This window comes from Streptomyces sp. NPDC058464 (assembly GCF_042721035.1).
GTDB lineage: Bacteria > Actinomycetota > Actinomycetes > Streptomycetales > Streptomycetaceae > Streptomyces.
Genome location: NZ_JBHXMA010000014.1, coordinates 169,191 through 187,024, shown reverse-complemented (window position 1 = coordinate 187,024; position 17,834 = coordinate 169,191). Strand labels below are relative to the sequence as shown.

17 protein-coding genes are annotated in these 17,834 nt (G+C 70.0%); 6 read left to right on the top strand and 11 right to left on the bottom strand.

All coding sequences use genetic code 11. The features are described from left to right. Positions 1–150: 150 nt before the first annotated feature. Positions 151–597: a nuclear transport factor 2 family protein gene (locus ACFWPQ_RS20295; protein ID WP_384036246.1), complete on the top strand. Its 447-nt coding sequence runs from the start codon at positions 151–153 to the stop codon at positions 595–597. Between the two features lie 559 nt (positions 598–1,156). On the opposite strand, the gene ACFWPQ_RS20290 is transcribed toward ACFWPQ_RS20295, so the two are convergent. The 3 genes from ACFWPQ_RS20290 to ACFWPQ_RS20280 form a co-directional block, all read right to left on the bottom strand. Further along, the gene (locus ACFWPQ_RS20290; protein WP_384036244.1) at positions 1,157–1,486 is read right to left on the bottom strand and encodes a hypothetical protein; all 330 of its coding nucleotides are present in this window, start codon (positions 1,484–1,486) and stop codon (positions 1,157–1,159) included. 649 nt (positions 1,487–2,135) lie between these two features. Beyond that, positions 2,136–3,311 (bottom strand): cytochrome P450, encoded by a 1,176-nt coding sequence (locus ACFWPQ_RS20285; RefSeq protein WP_384036241.1) that lies wholly within the window; start codon positions 3,309–3,311, stop codon positions 2,136–2,138. Between the two features lie 383 nt (positions 3,312–3,694). Next, positions 3,695–5,710, bottom strand: a complete 2,016-nt coding sequence (locus ACFWPQ_RS20280; RefSeq protein ID WP_384036376.1) for a discoidin domain-containing protein — start codon at positions 5,708–5,710, stop codon at positions 3,695–3,697. Between the two features lie 315 nt (positions 5,711–6,025). On the opposite strand from ACFWPQ_RS20280, the gene ACFWPQ_RS20275 reads away from it, so the two are divergent. Further along, on the top strand, positions 6,026–6,670 hold the full coding sequence (locus ACFWPQ_RS20275; RefSeq protein ID WP_384036238.1) for a dihydrofolate reductase family protein: 645 nt from the start codon (positions 6,026–6,028) through the stop codon (positions 6,668–6,670). Positions 6,671–6,715: 45 nt separating this feature from the next. Here the strand turns inward: ACFWPQ_RS20275 and ACFWPQ_RS20270 are convergent, their stop codons facing one another. The 6 genes from ACFWPQ_RS20270 to ACFWPQ_RS20245 all read right to left on the bottom strand — a co-directional run bounded on the left by ACFWPQ_RS20270 (position 6,716) and on the right by ACFWPQ_RS20245 (position 12,050). Next, complete coding sequence (locus tag ACFWPQ_RS20270) at positions 6,716–6,844, bottom strand: hypothetical protein (protein ID WP_384036236.1); 129 nt, start codon at positions 6,842–6,844, stop codon at positions 6,716–6,718. Between the two features lie 457 nt (positions 6,845–7,301). Next, positions 7,302–8,147: a phytanoyl-CoA dioxygenase family protein gene (locus tag ACFWPQ_RS20265; RefSeq protein ID WP_384036233.1), complete on the bottom strand. Its 846-nt coding sequence runs from the start codon at positions 8,145–8,147 to the stop codon at positions 7,302–7,304. A gap of 64 nt (positions 8,148–8,211) precedes the next feature. Next, positions 8,212–9,558, bottom strand: coding sequence for a crotonyl-CoA carboxylase/reductase (ccrA, locus tag ACFWPQ_RS20260; RefSeq protein ID WP_384036231.1), 1,347 nt, complete (start codon positions 9,556–9,558; stop codon positions 8,212–8,214). A gap of 59 nt (positions 9,559–9,617) precedes the next feature. After that, positions 9,618–10,013, bottom strand: a complete 396-nt coding sequence (locus ACFWPQ_RS20255) for a DUF3037 domain-containing protein (RefSeq protein WP_384036227.1) — start codon at positions 10,011–10,013, stop codon at positions 9,618–9,620. Continuing rightward, complete coding sequence (locus tag ACFWPQ_RS20250) at positions 10,010–10,789, bottom strand: HipA family kinase (protein WP_384036224.1); 780 nt, start codon at positions 10,787–10,789, stop codon at positions 10,010–10,012. The genes ACFWPQ_RS20255 and ACFWPQ_RS20250 overlap by 4 nt, the downstream gene beginning before the upstream one ends. 43 nt (positions 10,790–10,832) lie before the next feature. Then, complete coding sequence (locus ACFWPQ_RS20245) at positions 10,833–12,050, bottom strand: cytochrome P450 (protein WP_384036221.1); 1,218 nt, start codon at positions 12,048–12,050, stop codon at positions 10,833–10,835. A 119-nt stretch (positions 12,051–12,169) separates the two neighbouring features. On the opposite strand from ACFWPQ_RS20245, the gene ACFWPQ_RS20240 reads away from it, so the two are divergent. From ACFWPQ_RS20240 to ACFWPQ_RS20225, 4 genes are read left to right on the top strand one after another with little or no spacing between them, the layout of a single operon-like run. Continuing rightward, positions 12,170–12,877, top strand: coding sequence for a TetR/AcrR family transcriptional regulator (locus ACFWPQ_RS20240; protein WP_384036218.1), 708 nt, complete (start codon positions 12,170–12,172; stop codon positions 12,875–12,877). A gap of 57 nt (positions 12,878–12,934) precedes the next feature. Continuing rightward, positions 12,935–14,599: an MFS transporter gene (locus ACFWPQ_RS20235; RefSeq protein WP_384036215.1), complete on the top strand. Its 1,665-nt coding sequence runs from the start codon at positions 12,935–12,937 to the stop codon at positions 14,597–14,599. Between the two features lie 39 nt (positions 14,600–14,638). Further along, positions 14,639–14,971, top strand: a complete 333-nt coding sequence (locus ACFWPQ_RS20230) for a DUF6204 family protein (RefSeq protein ID WP_384036212.1) — start codon at positions 14,639–14,641, stop codon at positions 14,969–14,971. Next, entirely contained in the window at positions 14,968–15,525 is a 558-nt protein-coding gene (locus ACFWPQ_RS20225) for a DUF2087 domain-containing protein (RefSeq protein ID WP_384036210.1), read from the top strand. Before ACFWPQ_RS20230 ends, ACFWPQ_RS20225 begins: the two co-directional genes overlap by 4 nt. On the opposite strand, the gene ACFWPQ_RS20220 is transcribed toward ACFWPQ_RS20225, so the two are convergent. Both ACFWPQ_RS20220 and ACFWPQ_RS20215 read right to left on the bottom strand, forming a co-directional pair. Continuing rightward, on the bottom strand, positions 15,517–16,854 hold the full coding sequence (locus ACFWPQ_RS20220; protein ID WP_384036207.1) for an acyltransferase domain-containing protein: 1,338 nt from the start codon (positions 16,852–16,854) through the stop codon (positions 15,517–15,519). The two genes, ACFWPQ_RS20225 and ACFWPQ_RS20220, sit on opposite strands and share 9 nt — an antisense overlap. Before the next feature lie 9 nt (positions 16,855–16,863). Beyond that, complete coding sequence (locus ACFWPQ_RS20215; RefSeq protein WP_384036204.1) at positions 16,864–17,820, bottom strand: class I SAM-dependent methyltransferase; 957 nt, start codon at positions 17,818–17,820, stop codon at positions 16,864–16,866. Between the last annotated feature and the right edge of the window lie 14 nt (positions 17,821–17,834).

Below are 17,834 nucleotides of genomic sequence, written 5' to 3'. Positions count from 1 at the left end.
CAGGCGTCCCCAGTGGTCAGACCGGGCGGTGCCATGCCGCGCACTCCTCGTCGGGCCGACGCGACTCCTCAAACGAATCAGAACGAATCAGGTCGAAACGGTGCTCCGTGGAAACCACGAGCATCGGCAACACGGAAAGCAGAACGAACCATGAACGAAACCGACCTCCACGCGCAGCGTGCAGCAACAGCCATCCAGTACTTCCGCCTGGTCGATGCCGCCGATCCGGCACTCCTCGAACTCTTCGCGGACGACGCGCAGATGTTCTTCCCGAAGTTCGGAACCGCCAAGGGCCTGGCGCAGATCGGGGCCTTCGCCCAAGGCTTCGCCCGGGGCATCGCTGACATCGAGCACGACATCGCTCACTTCAACGTCCTCACGTCCGGCGACTACGTCGTCGTCGAAGGGGCCGTCAAGGGACAGACGACATCCGGTGTGAAGTTCCCCGACAGATCCTCATCCTTCGGACTCTTCTGCAACGTGTTCGAGTTCCAGGGCGAAAAGATCAAGAGGCTCCACATCTACGAAGACCCCGACTTCGCAGGCACCCACACAGACGGAGTGTCCTGGGGCCAGTCCGTACGTGACAGCATGTAGCCAGCACGACCTGTGCTCAACAGCCCTACAACGAAAGGGACTTCAGAAACAGGTACTCAGCCCGAACAGCACAGGGGGGACCCGGACAGACCCGGGCCGTATGGCGCCGCTCGTGGAGGTACGGGGCGCAGTGAGAGCCTCGCTGTCGGCCTCACGTGATGTCTCGATGCCGGCCGGACCGGTCGCCAACGGCTTGGTGGCGCGCCTTGGAACGGGGGGGCCATCACAGGGAGACGAGACCGGTGCTGTGAGGCGCCCGTCTCCCCTGTTGAACGCGCCGCCAACGGATTTCGTCGTGCCGGAGCTGTGCCGCGGGGCGGTCGTGCAGGCGGGTGTGAGGTCGGGAGGCATGCCATGACCGAATCTGCCCCTGCCCGCGACGGCCTCGGCGCGGCGCACGAGCCGGCGGCGCCGGCGGCGCTCCGAGGTGTCCAGCCCGGTCGCCGCCGACGACCTCGCGCACACCACGCTCACCACCCGGGCCCTCCACCATGCCCGCCTCAGGCCTGCGAGCCCTTCCGTGCGCCGCAGGGACACCTGCGGCGCACGAACACCTGTCTCACATCTCCTCTGCCTGCCACCCCTCAAGCAGCTCCCGCCTGGCGGCAAACGCCTTCGCCAACACCCTGGTCCGGAACGGATTCGCAGCACCCAGGGCCGACGCCACCGCCACCGCCTCGTCCAACAACGCCAACCGCCGCCCAGGCAACTCCCGCACCACCGACGACGCACTGGCCTCCACCAGAACATACGCCAGCTTCGACCCATACACCTCCGACTCCACCTGCGCCAGCAGACGATAGATCCGCAACCCCTCCACACCACGCACCACCCGCCGATTGGCACCCAGCAACTCGACCCTCGCCCGCACGACCAACTCCTGATCCACCGATCCCCCTCCGCTCCCCCACCCCCCACCTGCACCCGCCCCACGACGAGACAGCACGACGAACCCGCCGGCACCCGACAACGGATACCGACACGAACGTCAGAGAGTGGATGACGACGAGTCTGCGGGCACACCACCACCCCGAACAAGCCCCAACCAACGTGCGCTCCGTCCTACCGCACACCACGCCCGAACAGGCATAATGGACCTGACACTCACTCAAGCCCCCCCCGGGGCCGGAGCGGCCGGGCTCGGTTGCGAGGTGCCTTCGGCGGGGTGAAGCGTTCCGGCTTCGGCCGGGGACTCGGCCGACTCGGCATCGAGGAGTTCACCAAGAGGTGATGCTGGCGGCACGGGCGGCGGTGCAGTTGGCGTAGTAGGCACTGCCGCCGCCACCGCTGTGGTCGTCGGAACTCACAGCGTCCCCCGCCGGCCGAGTCCGCGGTGGGTCGGGATTTGTCGTCCGCGACATCCTTCTTGTCGTCGTTGCCTCTGCCGCCGGCGGCGATGCCGACGATGAAGGCCACGGCGAGAGCGGGCAGTACGACCCTTTTGCGAGCCCACTCGGGTATGGGTCTGGTGGGTTGGGGCACGTTGTACGGGTTGCTGAATTTCCCCCTGATTGCTGTGAGGACGATGACGTCAGTCGTCAGGCCTGGACGTCCCAGAGGACGTGGAGGGCGGCCGGCTTGCGGAAGACCAGGCCGTGCGGGGCGGCGGGCCGCTGCGGGTCGAGGCGGAGTCCGGGGAGGCGTTCGAGCAGGCGCTGGAGGGCGATGCGGGTTTCCAGGCGGGCCAGGTGGGCGGCGAGGCAGTGGTGCGGGCCGTGGGCGAAGGCCAGTTGAAGGCGGGCTTCCGCGCGCCGGACGTCGAAGCGGTCCGGGTCGGTGAAGACGGCCGGGTCGCGGTTGGCGCCGGTCAGAGAGACACTGACCAGGTCGCCGCGCCGGATCGCGGCCGGGCCGAGCACGGTGTCGCGGGTGGCGTAACGGTCCACCACAGCAGCGCCGGGCTCCAGCCGCAGGGACTCCTCGACGGCTCCGTCCAGCAGGCCGGAATCGGCCTGCACCAGGGCGAGTTGGGCGGGGTTCTGCAGCAGGTGGAGCAGGGCGTTGGTGATCATCGCTTCGGTCGTCTCGATGCCGCCGAACATCAGCACCGCCGCGTTGGAGGCCACTTCGGGCACGTCCAGCTGCCCGGCGGCGGAGACGAGGAGCGAGGAGGCGTGCGGGTCGGCGACGGTTGCCTCGACGGCGGTCCGCAGCTGTGCGTAGGCGGCAGGACCCGCCGGGCCCGCCGCCAGGCCCTCGGTGATGTCCGAGACCGACCGCACGATGGCGTCGTACCAGGAGAGCACCGTGTCGGTGGTCGTCCCGACCAGCCCGAGGGCGTCGGTGACGACGGCCACCGCGAGCGGTCCGGCGAAGGCGCGGCGCAGTTCGCCGGCGCCCTCCGGTTCCAGTGCGGTGATGAGGCGGTCGGTCTCCCGTTCTATGAAAGCGGCGAAGTTGTCGTGCACCCTTCGGGGCCGGAAGGGGGCTGCGAAGGGCTCGCGGTGGCGGGTGTGCGCGGCACCGTCCAGGGACAGCATGCTCGGCCCGACGACCTGGGCGGTGGTGAAGCGGGGGTCGTCGACGGTGAACGTGGCGGAGTCCCTCATCACGTCCAGCCCGAGGTCACGGCGGGTGACCAGCCAGCCGTTCAGCTCGGGGATCCACGACACCGGCTCGTGGGCGCGGAGCAGTGCCAGGCGCGGGTGCGGATCCCGGGCGAGTTCGGCGAGCGTGGTCGAGGCCCCGAGGGGGAACGAGTCGGCGGTGCTCATCGCGCTGTCCGGCCGGGAGGAGGGAAACGGTTCACGGAGCATCGTAATCACGGCGCCTCGTCCGCCCGTTCACCGGCCCTGGCGCGCGGTGCGTCCACGGAGTTGAGCGGGGTGCGTCCTCGGGAAGCCGTGGGTGCGCCGCGGGACAGGTACGCGGGCGCGGAGTCGGAAGGAAGGGGTGGCCGCTTGGGCGGTATGCGCGAGGTGCACCACAAGGTCGCGTCGGCCTCCTGGCCGATACCGCTCGAACCGGCCCCTCGGCTCGCACAAGCCCTGGGCCTCGGGCCGGACGACCTGGGGATCAAGCGGGACGACCTGACCGGGCTCGGCGGCGGAGGCCGCACTGGCCGGACCTCGGTGGTGGTGGTCGGGCCGGTCTCGCTTCAGGCGCTGTGGACCCCGACCTCGTACAGCGAGTACCCCCAGTCGGTGCCGCGGTCGAGGCCGTGGATCCGGACGTAGCGGGCCGGGGTGCCGGTGAACCGGGCCGTGTCCAGGCCGCCGTCGCCGCTCGTGGTGGACCAGGCGGTCTGCCAGGTGGTGCCGTCGGTGGAGAGTTCGATGCGGTACGACTTGCCGTACGCGCGTTCCCAGTCCAGCGTCACCCGGGAGACGAGGTGGGTGGAGCCCAGGTCGACCTGCCACCACTGGTCGTCGCTCCAGTCGCTGGCCCAGCGGGTGGAGTCGTCGCCGTCCACGGCGCGGCCCGGCTGGTAGCTCGTGAACGGGTTCGACTCGGACGAACTGGCCGTGGCCGGCTGCCCCTTGGCGAGGTTGGCGGAGGCCTGGTGCTGTTCGGTGGCCCCCCAGGTGTCGAGGTAGGACTCGGCGCCCCGGAACAGGTCCTTCACCACGTCCTGGCCGCCGACCTGTCGGATGTCCTCGATCCAGTCGGGGATCATGCCGGCGTGGGCCGCGCCGTCGGTGTTGATGTCGAAGGTGCGCTCGCCGGAGGTCTGCTTGTCGATGACGGAGCCGCCGTCGACGCTCTTGAAGGGGTACGTCACCTTGTTCGCGGCGTCCGCTCCGCGCGGGGCGGGGTGGTCGCCGATGCCGTTGAAGTCGGTGCCGTAGCCGTAGCCCACGTCGTACTTGTCGCGCAGTGCCTTGGTCCGGGCGGCTTCCGCGACGAAGCCCTCGGAGCCGTGCATGTACTGGGCGACGAAGCCGCCGAGGGAGTAGACCCGCTCGGTCCAGTTCAGGTCCATCCAGCTGTGCGAGGAGATCACGCCGGGGTAGGACGCCGATTCCAGGATGTCGAGGGCCTGGCCGACGGCCTTGACGCCCATGTGGTCGATCTCCAGCATCATCTTGCGCTTCATCATGCCGCGCACGGCGTATTCGCCGAGTTCGGTGAGACCGCGTTTGTTGCACTGTGCGTCCGAGTCGTACGAGGGGACGTCCACGCCCGCCGGCAGGTCCGCCTCCGCCTCCGAGGAGGCGCTGCCGATGGGGTTGTCGTGTTGCGGGCCGGTGCACTTCTCGGTCTGCCAGAAGGTGCCGGTGGACAGGAACTGGCCGACGTTGATGGCGGTTCCGAGGCCGCCGGAGTCGAAGCGGACGCCGCACAGCGCGTTGTCGAACTTGTGGCAGAGGAACATCGAGCGGACGCCGAGTGCGTAGAGCTCGTCGAGGCCCTTGTCGATGTCCTCCTTGCTGCACTGCGGGATGTCGAGGATCTGCTTGCAGCCGAAGGGTTCGGAGGTCTCGACCCCGAGGACGACGGCGAGTTTGCCCTCTTCGATGACCTGCCGGGCCTGCGCGCTGTCAGTGACGATCCGGAACCAGCCCTTGCCGGTGCCGCCGTACATCTTGTCGATGTAGGCCTGGAGCGCGTAGGTCATCTTCGCCTGCAGCCGGATCGAGGTCATCTCGTCACAACTGCGGTCCTTGAAGGGGTAGATGGAGCAGATCATGCCGTTGGTGACGAGGTCGTTGACGAGCACGCGCTGGCCGCCGCGCCAGGCCCGCTCCACCCAGGCGTAGTAGTCGGCCTGGTGGGTCATCGAGTCGTACGCGGGCCAGTCCTCGAAGGTCGGCCAGCCGACCGGGTCGTGCTTGCCGTCACCGCCGTGGGTGATGTAGTCGAAGAGCGCGAGGGTGCCGTCGGGGTAGTGCTCGGGGCAGTCCTTGAGGGCGTCGGCGACTCCGGCCTCGGAGAAGACCTTGCCGCAGATCAGCCGGCCCCCGAACGCCTCGTTGCCGAACAGGTGGTTGTGCGCGTCGACGAACCCCTGCACTTCTCCTGCCGAGTCGGTGCCGGTGAACGGCTCGCCGGTGACGTCGATCTGGACGTCCGGGGCGGGTCGTGCGGTCGGGATCCACCAGTCGTTGCCGGCCGCGGCACTCGGGGTGGGTCCGAGGGCCATGGTCAGTACCAGGAGCAGCAGCGACAGCATGGTGACGTGCTTGCGTCCGCGGTACGAGCGTGCGGTCGGCGTCACGGTCCACGTCCCTCGGTCGGCGGGAGGGCGCGATTGACGAAACCATGAACTTGTCATGAACCGCGCAATACCTGGGGCGAGGGTCATGCCCCACGCCGACGGAGTCAAGTGCCCGGGACGCTTGACCTGACATGCTGCCGACGGGCGCGCTTCGCGACACGCCCCGGAAGAGAGTCGTGTGCCGCTGTCGATCCGGCCGCCTTCTGTTCGACGTCATGGTGTGGGGTGCTCGGCCGCACGATGACGCGACAGGGTTCGGTGAGGATGCAGGTGGATCAATTGCTGAGGGTCATGAACTTCAATGTCTCGAGTGACGGAATCGCTGCCGGTGAACATCAGAGCCTGCAGAAGCCGTTCGGCCTCGACCATGCGGAGCGGCTGTTCGCCTGGGCCGGAGCCACGGCAAGCTGGCCCATGCGCACGGATCCCGGAGGGAGCCGGGGCCTGGACGACTACTTCACGCGGGACTTCGCACGCAACATCGGTGCGGAGATCATGGGCCGCAACAAGTTCGGGCCCCTGCGCGGGCCCTGGCAGGACCATGAGTGGTGCGGCTGGTGGGGCGAGGAGCCCCCGTTCCGCACGCCGGTGTTCGTCATGACCCACCACGAGCGTCCCTCGTTCACGCTCTCCGACACCACGTTCCACTTCGTCGACGGTGCCCCGGCCACGATTCTCGAACGGGCCCGGGACGCGGCGCAGGGCAAGGACGTCCGGCTCGGCGGCGGGGTCACCACCGTCCGGCAGTTCCTCGACGCCGACCTCGTGGACACCCTGCATGTGGCGGTGGCGCCGGTGACGCTCGGGTCCGGACTGCGCCTCTGGGACTCCCCCGACGAGCTGCTCGACCGGTTCCACCTGGAGGTGGTGCCCAGCGCGAGCGGCGTGACGCACCACTTGTTCTGGCGAAGGTGACACAGTGACGACGACCAGGCTGCCGTCGACCGGGGCGATTTACCGTTACGGCTTCACGCGGTCGACCTGCGGGTCGTGGTCATTGGTCTGCGCGGCGAACTCGCTGTTGATGTGCACCACGTCGTAGTCGGCGCCGTGCTTCAGGCCCGGGCTGACCAGGATGTGGTCCAGCATCTGCCGGGCCGTCCGACACCGCCCGGCCGGCGGCGAAGAGCTCGATCACCTCCTTCGTGAGGCGGCTGAGCTCAGCCTGGTCGAGCCCACGTCGGCGCTCGACGTGGGCGCACGCCCAGAAGTGGCAGGCACACGAGGCGTTGACGATCCAGATGCCCGAGCACCCGTGCGGGCCGTGGCGATCCACCGCTGCGGGGGTGGATCGGGCCCGTCGTGCGACGGGCCTGCTGCCACGGTCTGCTCCACCTGGGCGCGGGCGAGGCCGTCGTCGAGGCCGGAGAGGGGCCCGGAGGCGTCCCCACCCGGACGCCTCCCGCTTCTTGGGTGACTGCGCCGAGCGCCCGCGTCGTGATGGAGGCCCGAACCCACTCCGACAAGAAGCAGGAAGGGAAACCGCGATCCCCGGTCTTTCACCTGCGCAGGTCGAAGGCGGATGACGGCCGACGCGGGAAGCTCGTCAACCGGCGCGCTCGGCGAGCAGAGCGTGCGGGTTGCTGGATTCGTACCAGCCGAGGAAGGGAGGACAGACGTCGTAGCCCAGCAGGCGCTGCAGCTCTTCGGGGTACTCGCGTACCACGTCCATCGGCACCGCGAGGTACTGGTTCTCCTCCTGTCGCATGTTGCCGGCGATATAGGACAGGGTCAGCCCGGTACGCGGCTCGGTGGACGCATTGCGCCCGCCACCGTGATAGAGACCGCCGAGCCAGATCAGCGCGGATCCCGCAGGCATCTCGGCCGGCACCGCCTCGTCGCGCTGCGGTGCCCGCTCGTCGTCCCAGCGGTGGCTTCCCGGGATCGTCATGGTCGCGCCGTTCTCCGCGGTGAAATCGGTCATCGCGACCATGACCTGGACCCGGGTGGTGGGCGCGGGGTAGGGCCGCAGATGGGAGGTGTCGTCGCGGTGCAGCCACTGCTCGTCCTCGCCGGGCCAGATCTGGATCACCTGGGTCGCGCTGACCTGGACGTTGGGTGAGATGCTCACCTGCTGACCGCTGAACCACACCGGCACGGGCTGCTGGACGAGCCGGCGGGCGGCCCCGAGGAACAGCGGGTGCAGCGCGACGGCGGCCATGTGCCGGCTGCGGGCGAACAGCGAGGACATCCGCTTGGTCTTGTGGCCGGAGAAGTCGTTGTCGCCGTACCCGAACTTCTCCAGCGCGGGACCCAGGTCGGCCCAGAGCGCCTCCCGGGTGCCGGGGTCCAGGAACTCCTCCACGACGACTGCACCGTCCTGGTCGAGGAGGTCGCAGACGTGGTCGAGCTCGGCGTCGGAGCGGACCGTGGTGAGGCTTGTGTCGGTCATGTGTTTCCCTTCCCTGAAGGCGTGCATGGGCGCGGCGGTACGCAGGTCGCGTGAGGTCCCGGTGTCACGGCGACTGCGTCCGCCGGAAGCGGTTGATCGCGTCGAGATGCCGGTCGCGCATCGCGGTGTCGCGGACGCCCAGCCCCTCGTGCGGTGCCAGGGCCAGCACGCCGACCTTGCCGATGTGCCGGTTGCGGTACACGTCGTCGACTGCCTGGCCGGCGTGTTCCAGGGCGTACGTTCGGGAGAGGGTGGGGTGGATCCTGCCCTTGGCGACGAGGCGGTTGGACTCCCACGCCTCCCGGTAGTTGGCGAAATGCGATCCGACGATCCGTTTGAGCGACATCCACAGGTAGCGGTTGTCGTACTCGTGGCGGTAGCCGGAGGTGGAGGCACAGGTCACGATGGTGCCGCCCTTGCGGGTGACGTACACCGAGGCGCCGAAGGTGTCCCGGCCGGGATGCTCGAAGACGATGTCGGGGTCCTCACCGCCGGTGAGCTCCCGGATCCGGCGGCCGAACCGTTTCCATTCCGCCGGGTCCTGGGTGTATTCGTCCTTCCAGAACGTGTAGCCCTCGTCGGCGCGGTCGATGACCGCGTCGGCGCCCATCGCCCGGCAGATGGCGGCCTTGGCCGGGCTGGACACCACGCAGATCGGGTTCGCGCCGCCGGCCAGCGCGAACTGCGTCGCGAACGCCCCCACGCCACCGGACGCGCCCCAGATGAGCACGTTGTCGCCCTGCTTCAGCCGGGCTCCGTTGCTGGAGACCAGCTGCCGGTACGCGGTGGAGGCGACCAGACCGGGCGTGCTCGCCTCCTCCCATGTCAGGTGCGCCGGCTTGGGCATCAGCTGGTTCGCCTTGACCAGCGCCAGTTGGGCCAGGCCGCCGAAGTTGGTCTCGTACCCCCAGATGCGCTGGTCCGGGTCGAGCATCGTGTCGCTGTGCCCGTCGGGCGCCTCCAACTCGGCCGACAGACAGTGCGCGACGACCTCGTCGCCGGGCTTCCACGCGAACACGCCGGGCCCGGTGCGCAGCACGACTCCGGAGAGGTCGGAGCCGATGACGTGGTAGGGCAGGTCGTGCCGCCGGGCCAGGGGTGAGCGGCGGCCGTACCGGGCCAGGAACGTGAAGGTCGGCAACGGTTCGAAGAGCGAGGACCACACGGTGTTGTAGTTGATCGAACTGGCCATCACCGCCACCAGCGCCTCCCCTGGCCCGACCTGGGGAACGGCGACCTCGTCGAGGTGCACCGACCGGCGCGGATCGCGGTCCTCGGCCGCGACTCCGACGAACATCTCGACCTCGTCCGCGTGCAGGGTCACCGCGCGATAGCTCTCGGGGACCGGCAGTGCGGCGAAGTCCGCCGGCCGGGTGTCCGGGTCGAGAACGGCGCTGATGATGTCTTGCATCTGTGCTCCTCCGTGTACGCGACTGCGGAAGCAGGGGGGCCGGCGGGCCGCCGTCCGGGTCAGTGCACGAGCCGTCCCATCAGGCGCTTGAGCTCGGCGGCCGGATCGGTGGTGAGTCCGCCGTGCACGGGACTGGTCTGGATCACGGTGCTGCGGGGTGCGGTGAGCCAGCCGAAGCGCGACCCACGCGTGCCGGCCCCGGCGGGACCGCCCTCGGGGCCGCCCGTGCACACCGCGCGGATGGTGTCCAGGGCCGCGGTGACCATGTCGATGTCGATGTCGGGGTCGAGCGCGCGAAGCCGGTCGGCGTCGATGTGGACCGCGGCGCCGAGGAAGTCCGCACCGGGGCAGTAGAGCAGCGCCCCGACGTTGATCTGCTCGCTGCGGTCGACTCGCGGGACGGCGCGCAGCAGTGCGTAGTCGAAGCTGAGGACGGACGGCGTGGCGGTGGTCATGCGTCCTCCTCCGGCCACCACGCGCGGACGCCGGCGCATCGGGTGAGCAGGTAGTCCACGTAGCGCTGCCGCAGGTCGGCCGGATTCGCGTCCTGCGGAACGGAGTTCATGCCCAGCAGGAAGCTGTCCGGGACCAGGGCGGTGATCTCGGTCAGCGCCTCGGCGGTCACCGTCTCGGCGAGCTCGGCGTCGAGCTTGGCGAGCACGGCCGGGTCGAGGGAGGCGACCAGGTCGGCGAGCACGTGCTGGGACAGGTCGTACCGGCGCTCGGCCCAGGTGGCGACGGCCGGCCAGGAGTGCTGGAACAGCAGTGCGGCACCGTGGTCGATGGCCCAGAGCCGGCGGTGCCAGATGATCAGGTTGGGGTTGGACCAGGTGCGGTCGACGTTGGCGGTCAGCGCGTCCAGCCAGTAGATCCTGGCGGCCTCCTCGGCGGGCGGCTCCCACCCGACACCGTCGTAACCGACCGAGCCGGGCAGGAAGTCCATGCCCAGGTTCTCGCCGGCGCTGGCCCGCAGCAGCTCCTGGATCTCCTGGTCGGGGTCGCGGCGCGCCATCTCCGGGTCGATGTCGACGGTGACGAGCTCGGGGACGCGGATGCCGAGTCGCCGGCCGAGCTCGCCGACGACGATCTCCGCGACGAGGGCCGCGGTGCCCTGGCCGGCGCCGCGGAACTTCACGACGTAGACGCCGTCGTCGTCGGCTTCCACCAAGCCGGGCAGCGATCCGCCCTCACGCAGGGGGGTCAGGTACTGCGTTCCTAATACTCTTTGCAACAAAGCTCATCCTGCTGGTCGTTGTCGGGCATGGAAACGGTGGTCACGCGAGCCGGACGGGCAGTCGTGTGACGGCTTTCAGGAAGCGCGGGCCGACGTCGTCGGGGTCGGCGGCCAGACGCACGTCGGGGAAGCGCGCGAACAGCTTGTTGAGCGCGATCTCGGTCTCCGCCGTGGCCAGCGACGCCCCGGGGCAGAAGTGGTCGCCGGCGGCGAAGCTGAGCTGCGGGTTGTCGGCGCGGGTCACGTCGAGGACGCGCGGGTCGGTGAACCGCTCGGGGTCGTTGTTGGCGGCGCCGACCACCAGCTGGATCTGGCCGTCCTTGGGGATGGTCACCCCGTCGATCTCGATCGGCTCCGCGGCGAAACGCGGCAGGGCCATCTTGATCGGGCCGGAGTAGCGCATCAGCTCGCGCACCGCCTGGACGGTGTTCTCCGGCTGCGTCCTGACCAGTTCCAGCTGGTCGGGGTGGGTCAGGAGGTTGAAGAAGCTGAGCGAGATCGAGTGCCGGACCGTGTCGAGGCCGGCCTGCACCAGGACCAGGACCAGGGCGACGAGTTCGACCTCGTCGAGCTTCTCGGTCTCGTCGCTGACCTGGACCAGGTCGGAGATCAGGTCGTCGCCGGGCTGGGCACGGCGCGCGCCTATCAGCCGGATGACCGTGTCGACCATGCCGTGCAGCGCGGGCGGCAGGATCTCCGGGTCGGGGCGGACGAAGGTGGTGAACGCCTCGGACCACTTCAGCCACTGGTCGCGGTACTCGTCGTCGACACCGAGGAGTTCGCAGATGACCGTGGTGGAGATCGGGTGGGCGTACTCGGCGACGAGGTCCGTCTCGCCTTCGGGGTCCATCCGGTCGAGCAGCTGGTCCGCGAGCGACTCGATCCGGGGGCGCAGGGACTTGACCCGGCGCACCGAGAACGCCCGGTCGATCAGGGAGCGTACGCGCCGGTGGTCCTCCGGCACCATCGTCATGATCGTCGAGTCGAAGTACTTGAGCAGTTCCTCGGGCACGCCGCGGCGGCGCATGCTGTCGAGGTGGACGCCCTCCGGCGGGTGGTTGCTGACCCGGCGATCGGCGAACAGGCCGCGGACCGCCTCGTAACGGGTGACGACGTAGACGTCGTTGCCGTCGGAGAAGCGGCCCGGGCACACCGGTCGGGGGGCTCCCGTCCAGCGTTCCCCCGCCTCGCGGTCGGTCACGAAATTGACGTCGGACAGGTCGAACTCGACGTCCGTCCAATCGAATGCTTCGGTCACCAACATCCCCATTCGCTAGCTTCACAACGCTGATCCGGGTGTTGACGGGGGCCGCCGGCGAGCGGTGCGGCACATCCCGGGTTGAACCATGCAGTTTTCAGATACAGCACTGTATCAGAATGCGATACTGTATCCGAGTTCTCGGAAGGAGGCCGATCATCAGCAAACGACTCACCCGGCAGGAGAGCCGGGAAATCACGCGCCAGGAGCTGCTGCAGGCAGCTGCCGACCTGTTCGCCGAATGCGGCGTCAACGGCACCTCGGTCGAACAGATCGTGGAACGCGCCGGGTACACCCGGGGCGCCTTCTACGGCAACTTCGACGGCAAGCAGCAGCTGATCCTGGCCCTGCTGGAGCACCGCACCGAGCGCGAACTGGCCGAGGTGCAGGCACTCAGCGCCAACGCCGGCTCGTTCGAGGAGACGATCGAGCACCTGCGCAAGTGGCACCGCGAGCGGGACAAGAACTTCGCGAGCTGGCTGGCCCTGCGCACCGAACTGTGGCTCTACGGCATGCGCGATCCGGCGGTGCTGTCCGTGCTGGCCGACCGCGAGCGTCGTTCCCGCGAAGCGATGGCCCAGGCCCTCACACAGGGTTTCGCCGCCCGGTCGGTCACCCCGCCCGCGCCGGTGGAGCTGCTCGCCCTGATCGTGCACGCCCTGGACGACGGGCTCTCCATCCAGCGCGTGCTCTCGGCCGGCGAGAGCCCGGCCGGGGGCGTCATGGACGTGGTGGATCTGCTGATGCGGTCGTGGACCGCGCTGGCCCGCGCCGGAACCACCGAACCCACCGGTCCGCCCGCCCCGGAGAGCGGCACCACCCCCTGAGCCGTCGGCCGGTCCCCTCTCCCGGCCACGCCCTATCGAAGAACTGGAGTACCACCCATGAGCGAGGAAGCGAAGTCGACGACGGCGGAGGCGGCTCTCGGACCGCCCGTCGCCGCCGCCGGTCCGGACCCCAAGCGCTGGCTGGCGCTGATCGTCCTGCTTGCCGCGACCTTCATGGACCTGCTCGACGTCAACATCGTCACCGTGGCGATCCCGAGCATCCAGGAGGACCTCGGCGCCTCCTCGGCCGCCGTCCAGGCGCTGAACGTCGGTTACACCCTGTCCTTCGCGGTCACGCTGATCACCGGCGGCCGTCTCGGCGACATCTTCGGCCGCAAACGGGCCTTCCTGGTCGGCGTCGCCGGCTTCGTCGCGGCCTCGGCCCTGTGCGCCTTCGCCCCCAGCGCCGAAGTCCTGGTGGCGTCCCGGGTGCTGCAGGGCATCGCCGCCGCGATCATGGTGCCGCAGGTCCTGGCGATCATCTACGTGACCTTCCCGGCGGAGGAGATCGGCCGGGTCGTCAGCCTGTACGCCAGCATGATCGGCCTGGCCATCGTCGCCGGACCGGTGCTGGGCGGCGTGCTGATCTCCTGGGATCCGGCCGACCTGGGCTGGCGGACCGTCTTCGTGGTCAACCTGCCGTTCGGCGTGGCCGCCCTGATCGCCGGTGCGATGTGGATGCGCGAGTCGAAGTCGCCCCGCGCCACCCGGCTGGACCTGGTCGGCATGGTGCTGGTGACCACCGGCCTGCTGTTGCTGATGCTGCCCCTGCTGCGCGGCCGCGAACTCGGCTGGCCGACCTGGAGCATCGCCTCGCTCATCGCCGCCGTGCCGGTCCTCGTGGCGTTCGTGTACTACGAGCGGTACAAGACCGCCAAGGGCGGATCGCCCCTGGTCGTCCTCTCCCTGTTCAAGATCCGGACCTTCGGTGCCGGGGTCGGCGCACAGCTGCTGTTCAGCTGCATCCCGGCCGGCTTCTTCCTCAGCTGGACGCTCTATCTGCAGGGCGGTCTCGGCTGGTCGGCGCTGCACACCGGTCTCACCGCGATCCCGTTCTCGCTGGGCGTCCCGATCGCCGGCAACTTCGCCGTCCGCAAGCTGTTCCCTCTCTACGGACGCAAATGCCTGTTCGCCGGGGCACTGCTGATGATGGCCGGGCTCCTGCTGTACGCGTGGATCGCCGACCAGGCCGGCGACGGGATCACCTCCTGGCACGCCGTCGTCCCGATGCTGCTGCTCGGCTCCGGCATGGGCATGCTGCTGGCCCCGCTGACCGGCATGACCCTGAACGATGTCGAGCCACGGGAGGCGGGTGCGGCGTCCGGCCTGATCAACGCGGCCGGTCAGCTCGGCGCCGCCCTCGGCGTGGCCCTCATCGGTGCGATCTTCTTCTCCGGCCTCGCCACCAACGCGGGGACGCAGGCCGACCGGGTGCTGCCGAACGTCCCGGCCGTCGCCGCGCACCAGGCCGAGATCCGCGCCTGCGCCGTCGACTCCCACGACCAGGCCGACCTCAGCGCCGTGCCCGACACCTGCCGCGCCCTCGGCACCGATGACCCCGCCCAGCAGAAGGCGATCGGAAACGCCCTGGCCGACATCAACTCCGGGACGTTCACCGCCACCTTCAGCGAAGCCCTCTACTGGGCGTCCGCAGGCCTGGCCGCGGTGCTCTGCCTGCTGTTCCTGCTGCCGCGGCAACCGCGGCGGCTGGGTGTGTCCTGACCGTCCCCGTCCCCCCGACATCTGAGGAGCACCACCACCATGCCCCGCAAGAATTACCAGATCATCGTCTACGGCAAATTCGCGGCGCTCGACGACGACCGGCGCGCCAAGCTGCTGGCCGTGGCCGACAAGCACGACCTGTTCCAGTCGAAGTTCACCGAGGAGGGCACCGTCACGTACGAACGGACCCTGCTCACCTTCACCTTCCGCTGTGTCGTGAAGGCCGACGCCGAGGACAAGATCGACGAGGTCGTCGCCGGGGCCGAGGAACTGGCCACGGCCGCCGTCCGGGACCTCGGCGCCGATGTGTGCGATCTGCGGTCCGTCTGCACCGACCTGGAGACCATCAAGATCAAGCGGCGGGGACGATGACGCCCGAGACATTCACCGTTCTCCTTTCCGACTCCGCTCTGCGGCGGGTTTTCTCGGCCATAGCCCTGGGCTCGTCGACGTCCGCGGAGATCCTCGCCACGACCGGGCTCGCCGCCCCGGAGGCCGCCCCGGCGATCGGCCGACTGTTGCGCGAGGGACTGGTCGTCAGCCAGGGCCGGGGCCGGCTGGCGGTCGACGAGGCCGCCCTGGACGCCGCGGCCGAGATCGCCGGCCTCCGCCTGCAGGAGCAGGCGGAGGCCGAACAGCCCGATCCCGGACTGCGCGGCTACGTCCGTGGCACGGTGCTGGTCCGGCTGCCGGAGGACGACGACGAGACCCGGCGGGCCGTCCTGGACCACGTCGCGGCGACGACCTTCGAGGCCGGCCGGGAGTACGACGAGCGCACCGTGACCGATCTGCTGCGGCCGTGGTGCGAGGGCACCGGCCTGGACCCGGTCTCGCTGCGGCGGTTCCTGGTCGACGACGGATTCCTGCACCGCGAGTCGGGCGCCTACCGGCTCGTCTCCCTCGTCGGGCCCGGCCGGTCATCCTGAGCCCACCGCGGCCGGCGAGGGCCGCGGGCGCCGGACGGCCGCCAGGACGGCGGCCTGGTAGGGCGTGAGCGCCGGCATCGGCGGGGCGGACGTCGGCCAGTGCGGGTCGCGCCCGTGCGTGAAGAGTGCGCCGAGCGACGACAGCATGGCCCGGCGTTCGGTCCGCCGGCGGCCGGAGGGCAGCACCTCCCCCGGCCGTCCGGCGCTCTCCAGCGTCTGCCGCAGACTGGAGAGCAGCACCGGATGAGTGCTGACCTCGACGAAGATCTCGTGACCGTCCTCGGCCAGCCGCCCGGTGGTGGCGGCCAACCGGACCGGCTCCCGCAGATTGCGCATCCAGTACGCGGGCCCGAGCTCGGTGCCGGGGACCGGCGCCGCGGTCACGGTCGAGTAGATCGGCACCCGGGACGGCACCGGTCTCAGCGAGCGCAGCGCCGTCGCCAGGTCGTCGCGCAGTTCATCGACGTAATGACTGTGCGAGGCGACCGTGCCCCGCACCATCCGGCAGTAGACGCCGCGCCGGTCGAGGTCCTCGACCACGGCGGTCAGCGTGGCGGTGTCCCCGGCCAGCACGGTCGAGCGGGGACTGTTCTCCCCGGCGACACAGATACGGCCACCGCTGGCGGCGGCCAGGGCGTGCGCGGCCTCGGGCGACAGCTCGGTGGTGGCCAGCGCGCCCCGGCCGGCGATCCGCCGCAGCAGGGCGCTGCGGCGGCAGGCGATCAGCAGGGCGTCGTCGAGGGTGAGTGCTCCGGCCGCGTACCCGGCGGAGATCTCGCCCATGCTGTGCCCGGTCACCGCGTCCGGCTCCACGTGCCAGCTGCGCCACAGGGCCACCAGGGCGATCTGCAGCGACACCATCGTCGGCTGCAGCACATCGATCTCACCGAGCCGCGACGCCGCCGGGTCGGCCCTCAGCTGCTGGATCACCGAGAAGCCGGCCAGCGCGCGCACCCGTTCGTCGCAGCGCCGCAGCGCCGCGCGGAACACCGGCTCGGTGTCCAGCAACTCCAGGCCCATGCCGTCCCATTGGGCGCCCTGACCGGCGAAGACGAACACCAGGCCGGGTCGTCGGGACGGCGACGGAGCCGTCACCCGGTCGGCCCACTCCTGCACCAGCTTGTCCAGTCCCCCGGCGAGGTCGTCGTAGGACTCGGCGGTGAGAGCGGCCCGGTGGGCCAGGCCGGACGTCCCGGCTGCCGCGTCGTGGCAGTACCGGGCCAGCGAGGGCAGATCCCGGCCGGCGCGGATCCGGCCGGCGTGCCCGCGGATCGCGGCGAGCAGGCCGCCCTCGGTCCCGGCGGCGACGGCGAACAGCCGTACGGTCACTTCTCCCCCTCAGACTCGGACGGCGACCTGGTGCCGGTAGCTCTCCATCGGCAGGCCGCTCATCCACGGCACGAGGCCCAGCCGGCTGAGCACCTTGATCGAGGCGGGAGGCCGGTAGTCGGCGAACATGCCGCCGAACATCAGGATCTGACTGTGCGTGGCGATCGTGCGCACCAGCGGGTTCATCCGCTGCCGGTCGAGCGTGCGGCGGAAGCGGCTGCCCGGGGCCATCCGGCGGCGCACCGCGGCGCGGACCTCGGCGGAGACGTCGTGATCGGTGATCCACTTCAGCTGCGGCATCTCCTCGGTGATCCCCCGCATCGTCCGCAGCCGCTGACGGGTGAACACGTCGATGTGCGACAGCGCCCCGCCCGGCCGCAGCACCCGCGCGGCCTCGTGCAGGAAGCGGCCCAGATCGGGGTACGTGTGCGAGCTCTCGATGTTGATCAGCACGTCCACCGAGGAGTCCTCGAACGGCAGCTTCTCGGCGTCGCCCTGGACGAAGCGCAGGGTCTCGCCCCGCGCCAGCGTGGCCTCGGCCCGGGCGATCGCCTTCGGCGACAGGTCCAGGCCGGTCATCCGGGCGCCGGGGACGAGCCGGGACAGGAAGTTGAGCCCCTCGCCCGTCCCGCAGCCCACCTCCAGGACCGTCCGGTCGGCGCACCCGTCCAGACCGTCGGGCAGGTCGCGCAGGGCCAGGTAGTAGAGCTGCTCGCTGAAACCGTCGGTGCCGAAGTCGGTGAACCCGGGCAGCCGGTCCTCGATCTCGGCTGCCAGACCGGGGTCGTACATCCCCCAGTTCCACAGCTCGCCGCGACCGGACAGGGTGGCCGCCATGTCGTAGATGGAGGAACTGGCCGACTTCATCCCGGCGGCCTTCGCCCCCGAGCGGGGTGCTCTGGACTCGTCGAGGTTGATGTCCGCCAGACCGGCGGTGAAGGCGGTCATCACATCGGGTTGGCTCATTAGGGTCTCCGAGT

Excerpts from the sequence above, each read along its gene's own strand:
- ACFWPQ_RS20265 (WP_384036233.1), bottom strand. The coding sequence starts at position 8,147 with ATGACCGACACAAGCCTCACCACGGTCCGCTCCGACGCCGAGCTCGAC.
- ACFWPQ_RS20230 (WP_384036212.1), top strand. The coding sequence starts at position 14,639 with ATGCCCCGCAAGAATTACCAGATCATCGTCTACGGCAAATTCGCGGCG.
- ccrA (WP_384036231.1), bottom strand. The coding sequence starts at position 9,558 with ATGCAAGACATCATCAGCGCCGTTCTCGACCCGGACACCCGGCCGGCG.
- ACFWPQ_RS20255 (WP_384036227.1), bottom strand. The coding sequence starts at position 10,013 with ATGACCACCGCCACGCCGTCCGTCCTCAGCTTCGACTACGCACTGCTG.
- ACFWPQ_RS20215 (WP_384036204.1), bottom strand. The coding sequence starts at position 17,820 with ATGAGCCAACCCGATGTGATGACCGCCTTCACCGCCGGTCTGGCGGAC.
- ACFWPQ_RS20285 (WP_384036241.1), bottom strand. The coding sequence starts at position 3,311 with ATGAGCACCGCCGACTCGTTCCCCCTCGGGGCCTCGACCACGCTCGCC.
- ACFWPQ_RS20225 (WP_384036210.1), top strand. The coding sequence starts at position 14,968 with ATGACGCCCGAGACATTCACCGTTCTCCTTTCCGACTCCGCTCTGCGG.
- ACFWPQ_RS20235 (WP_384036215.1), top strand. The coding sequence starts at position 12,935 with ATGAGCGAGGAAGCGAAGTCGACGACGGCGGAGGCGGCTCTCGGACCG.
- ACFWPQ_RS20240 (WP_384036218.1), top strand. The coding sequence starts at position 12,170 with ATGCGATACTGTATCCGAGTTCTCGGAAGGAGGCCGATCATCAGCAAA.
- ACFWPQ_RS20270 (WP_384036236.1), bottom strand. The coding sequence starts at position 6,844 with ATGCTGGACCACATCCTGGTCAGCCCGGGCCTGAAGCACGGCGCCGAC.
- ACFWPQ_RS20280 (WP_384036376.1), bottom strand. The coding sequence starts at position 5,710 with ATGCTGTCGCTGCTGCTCCTGGTACTGACCATGGCCCTCGGACCCACC.
- ACFWPQ_RS20295 (WP_384036246.1), top strand. The coding sequence starts at position 151 with ATGAACGAAACCGACCTCCACGCGCAGCGTGCAGCAACAGCCATCCAG.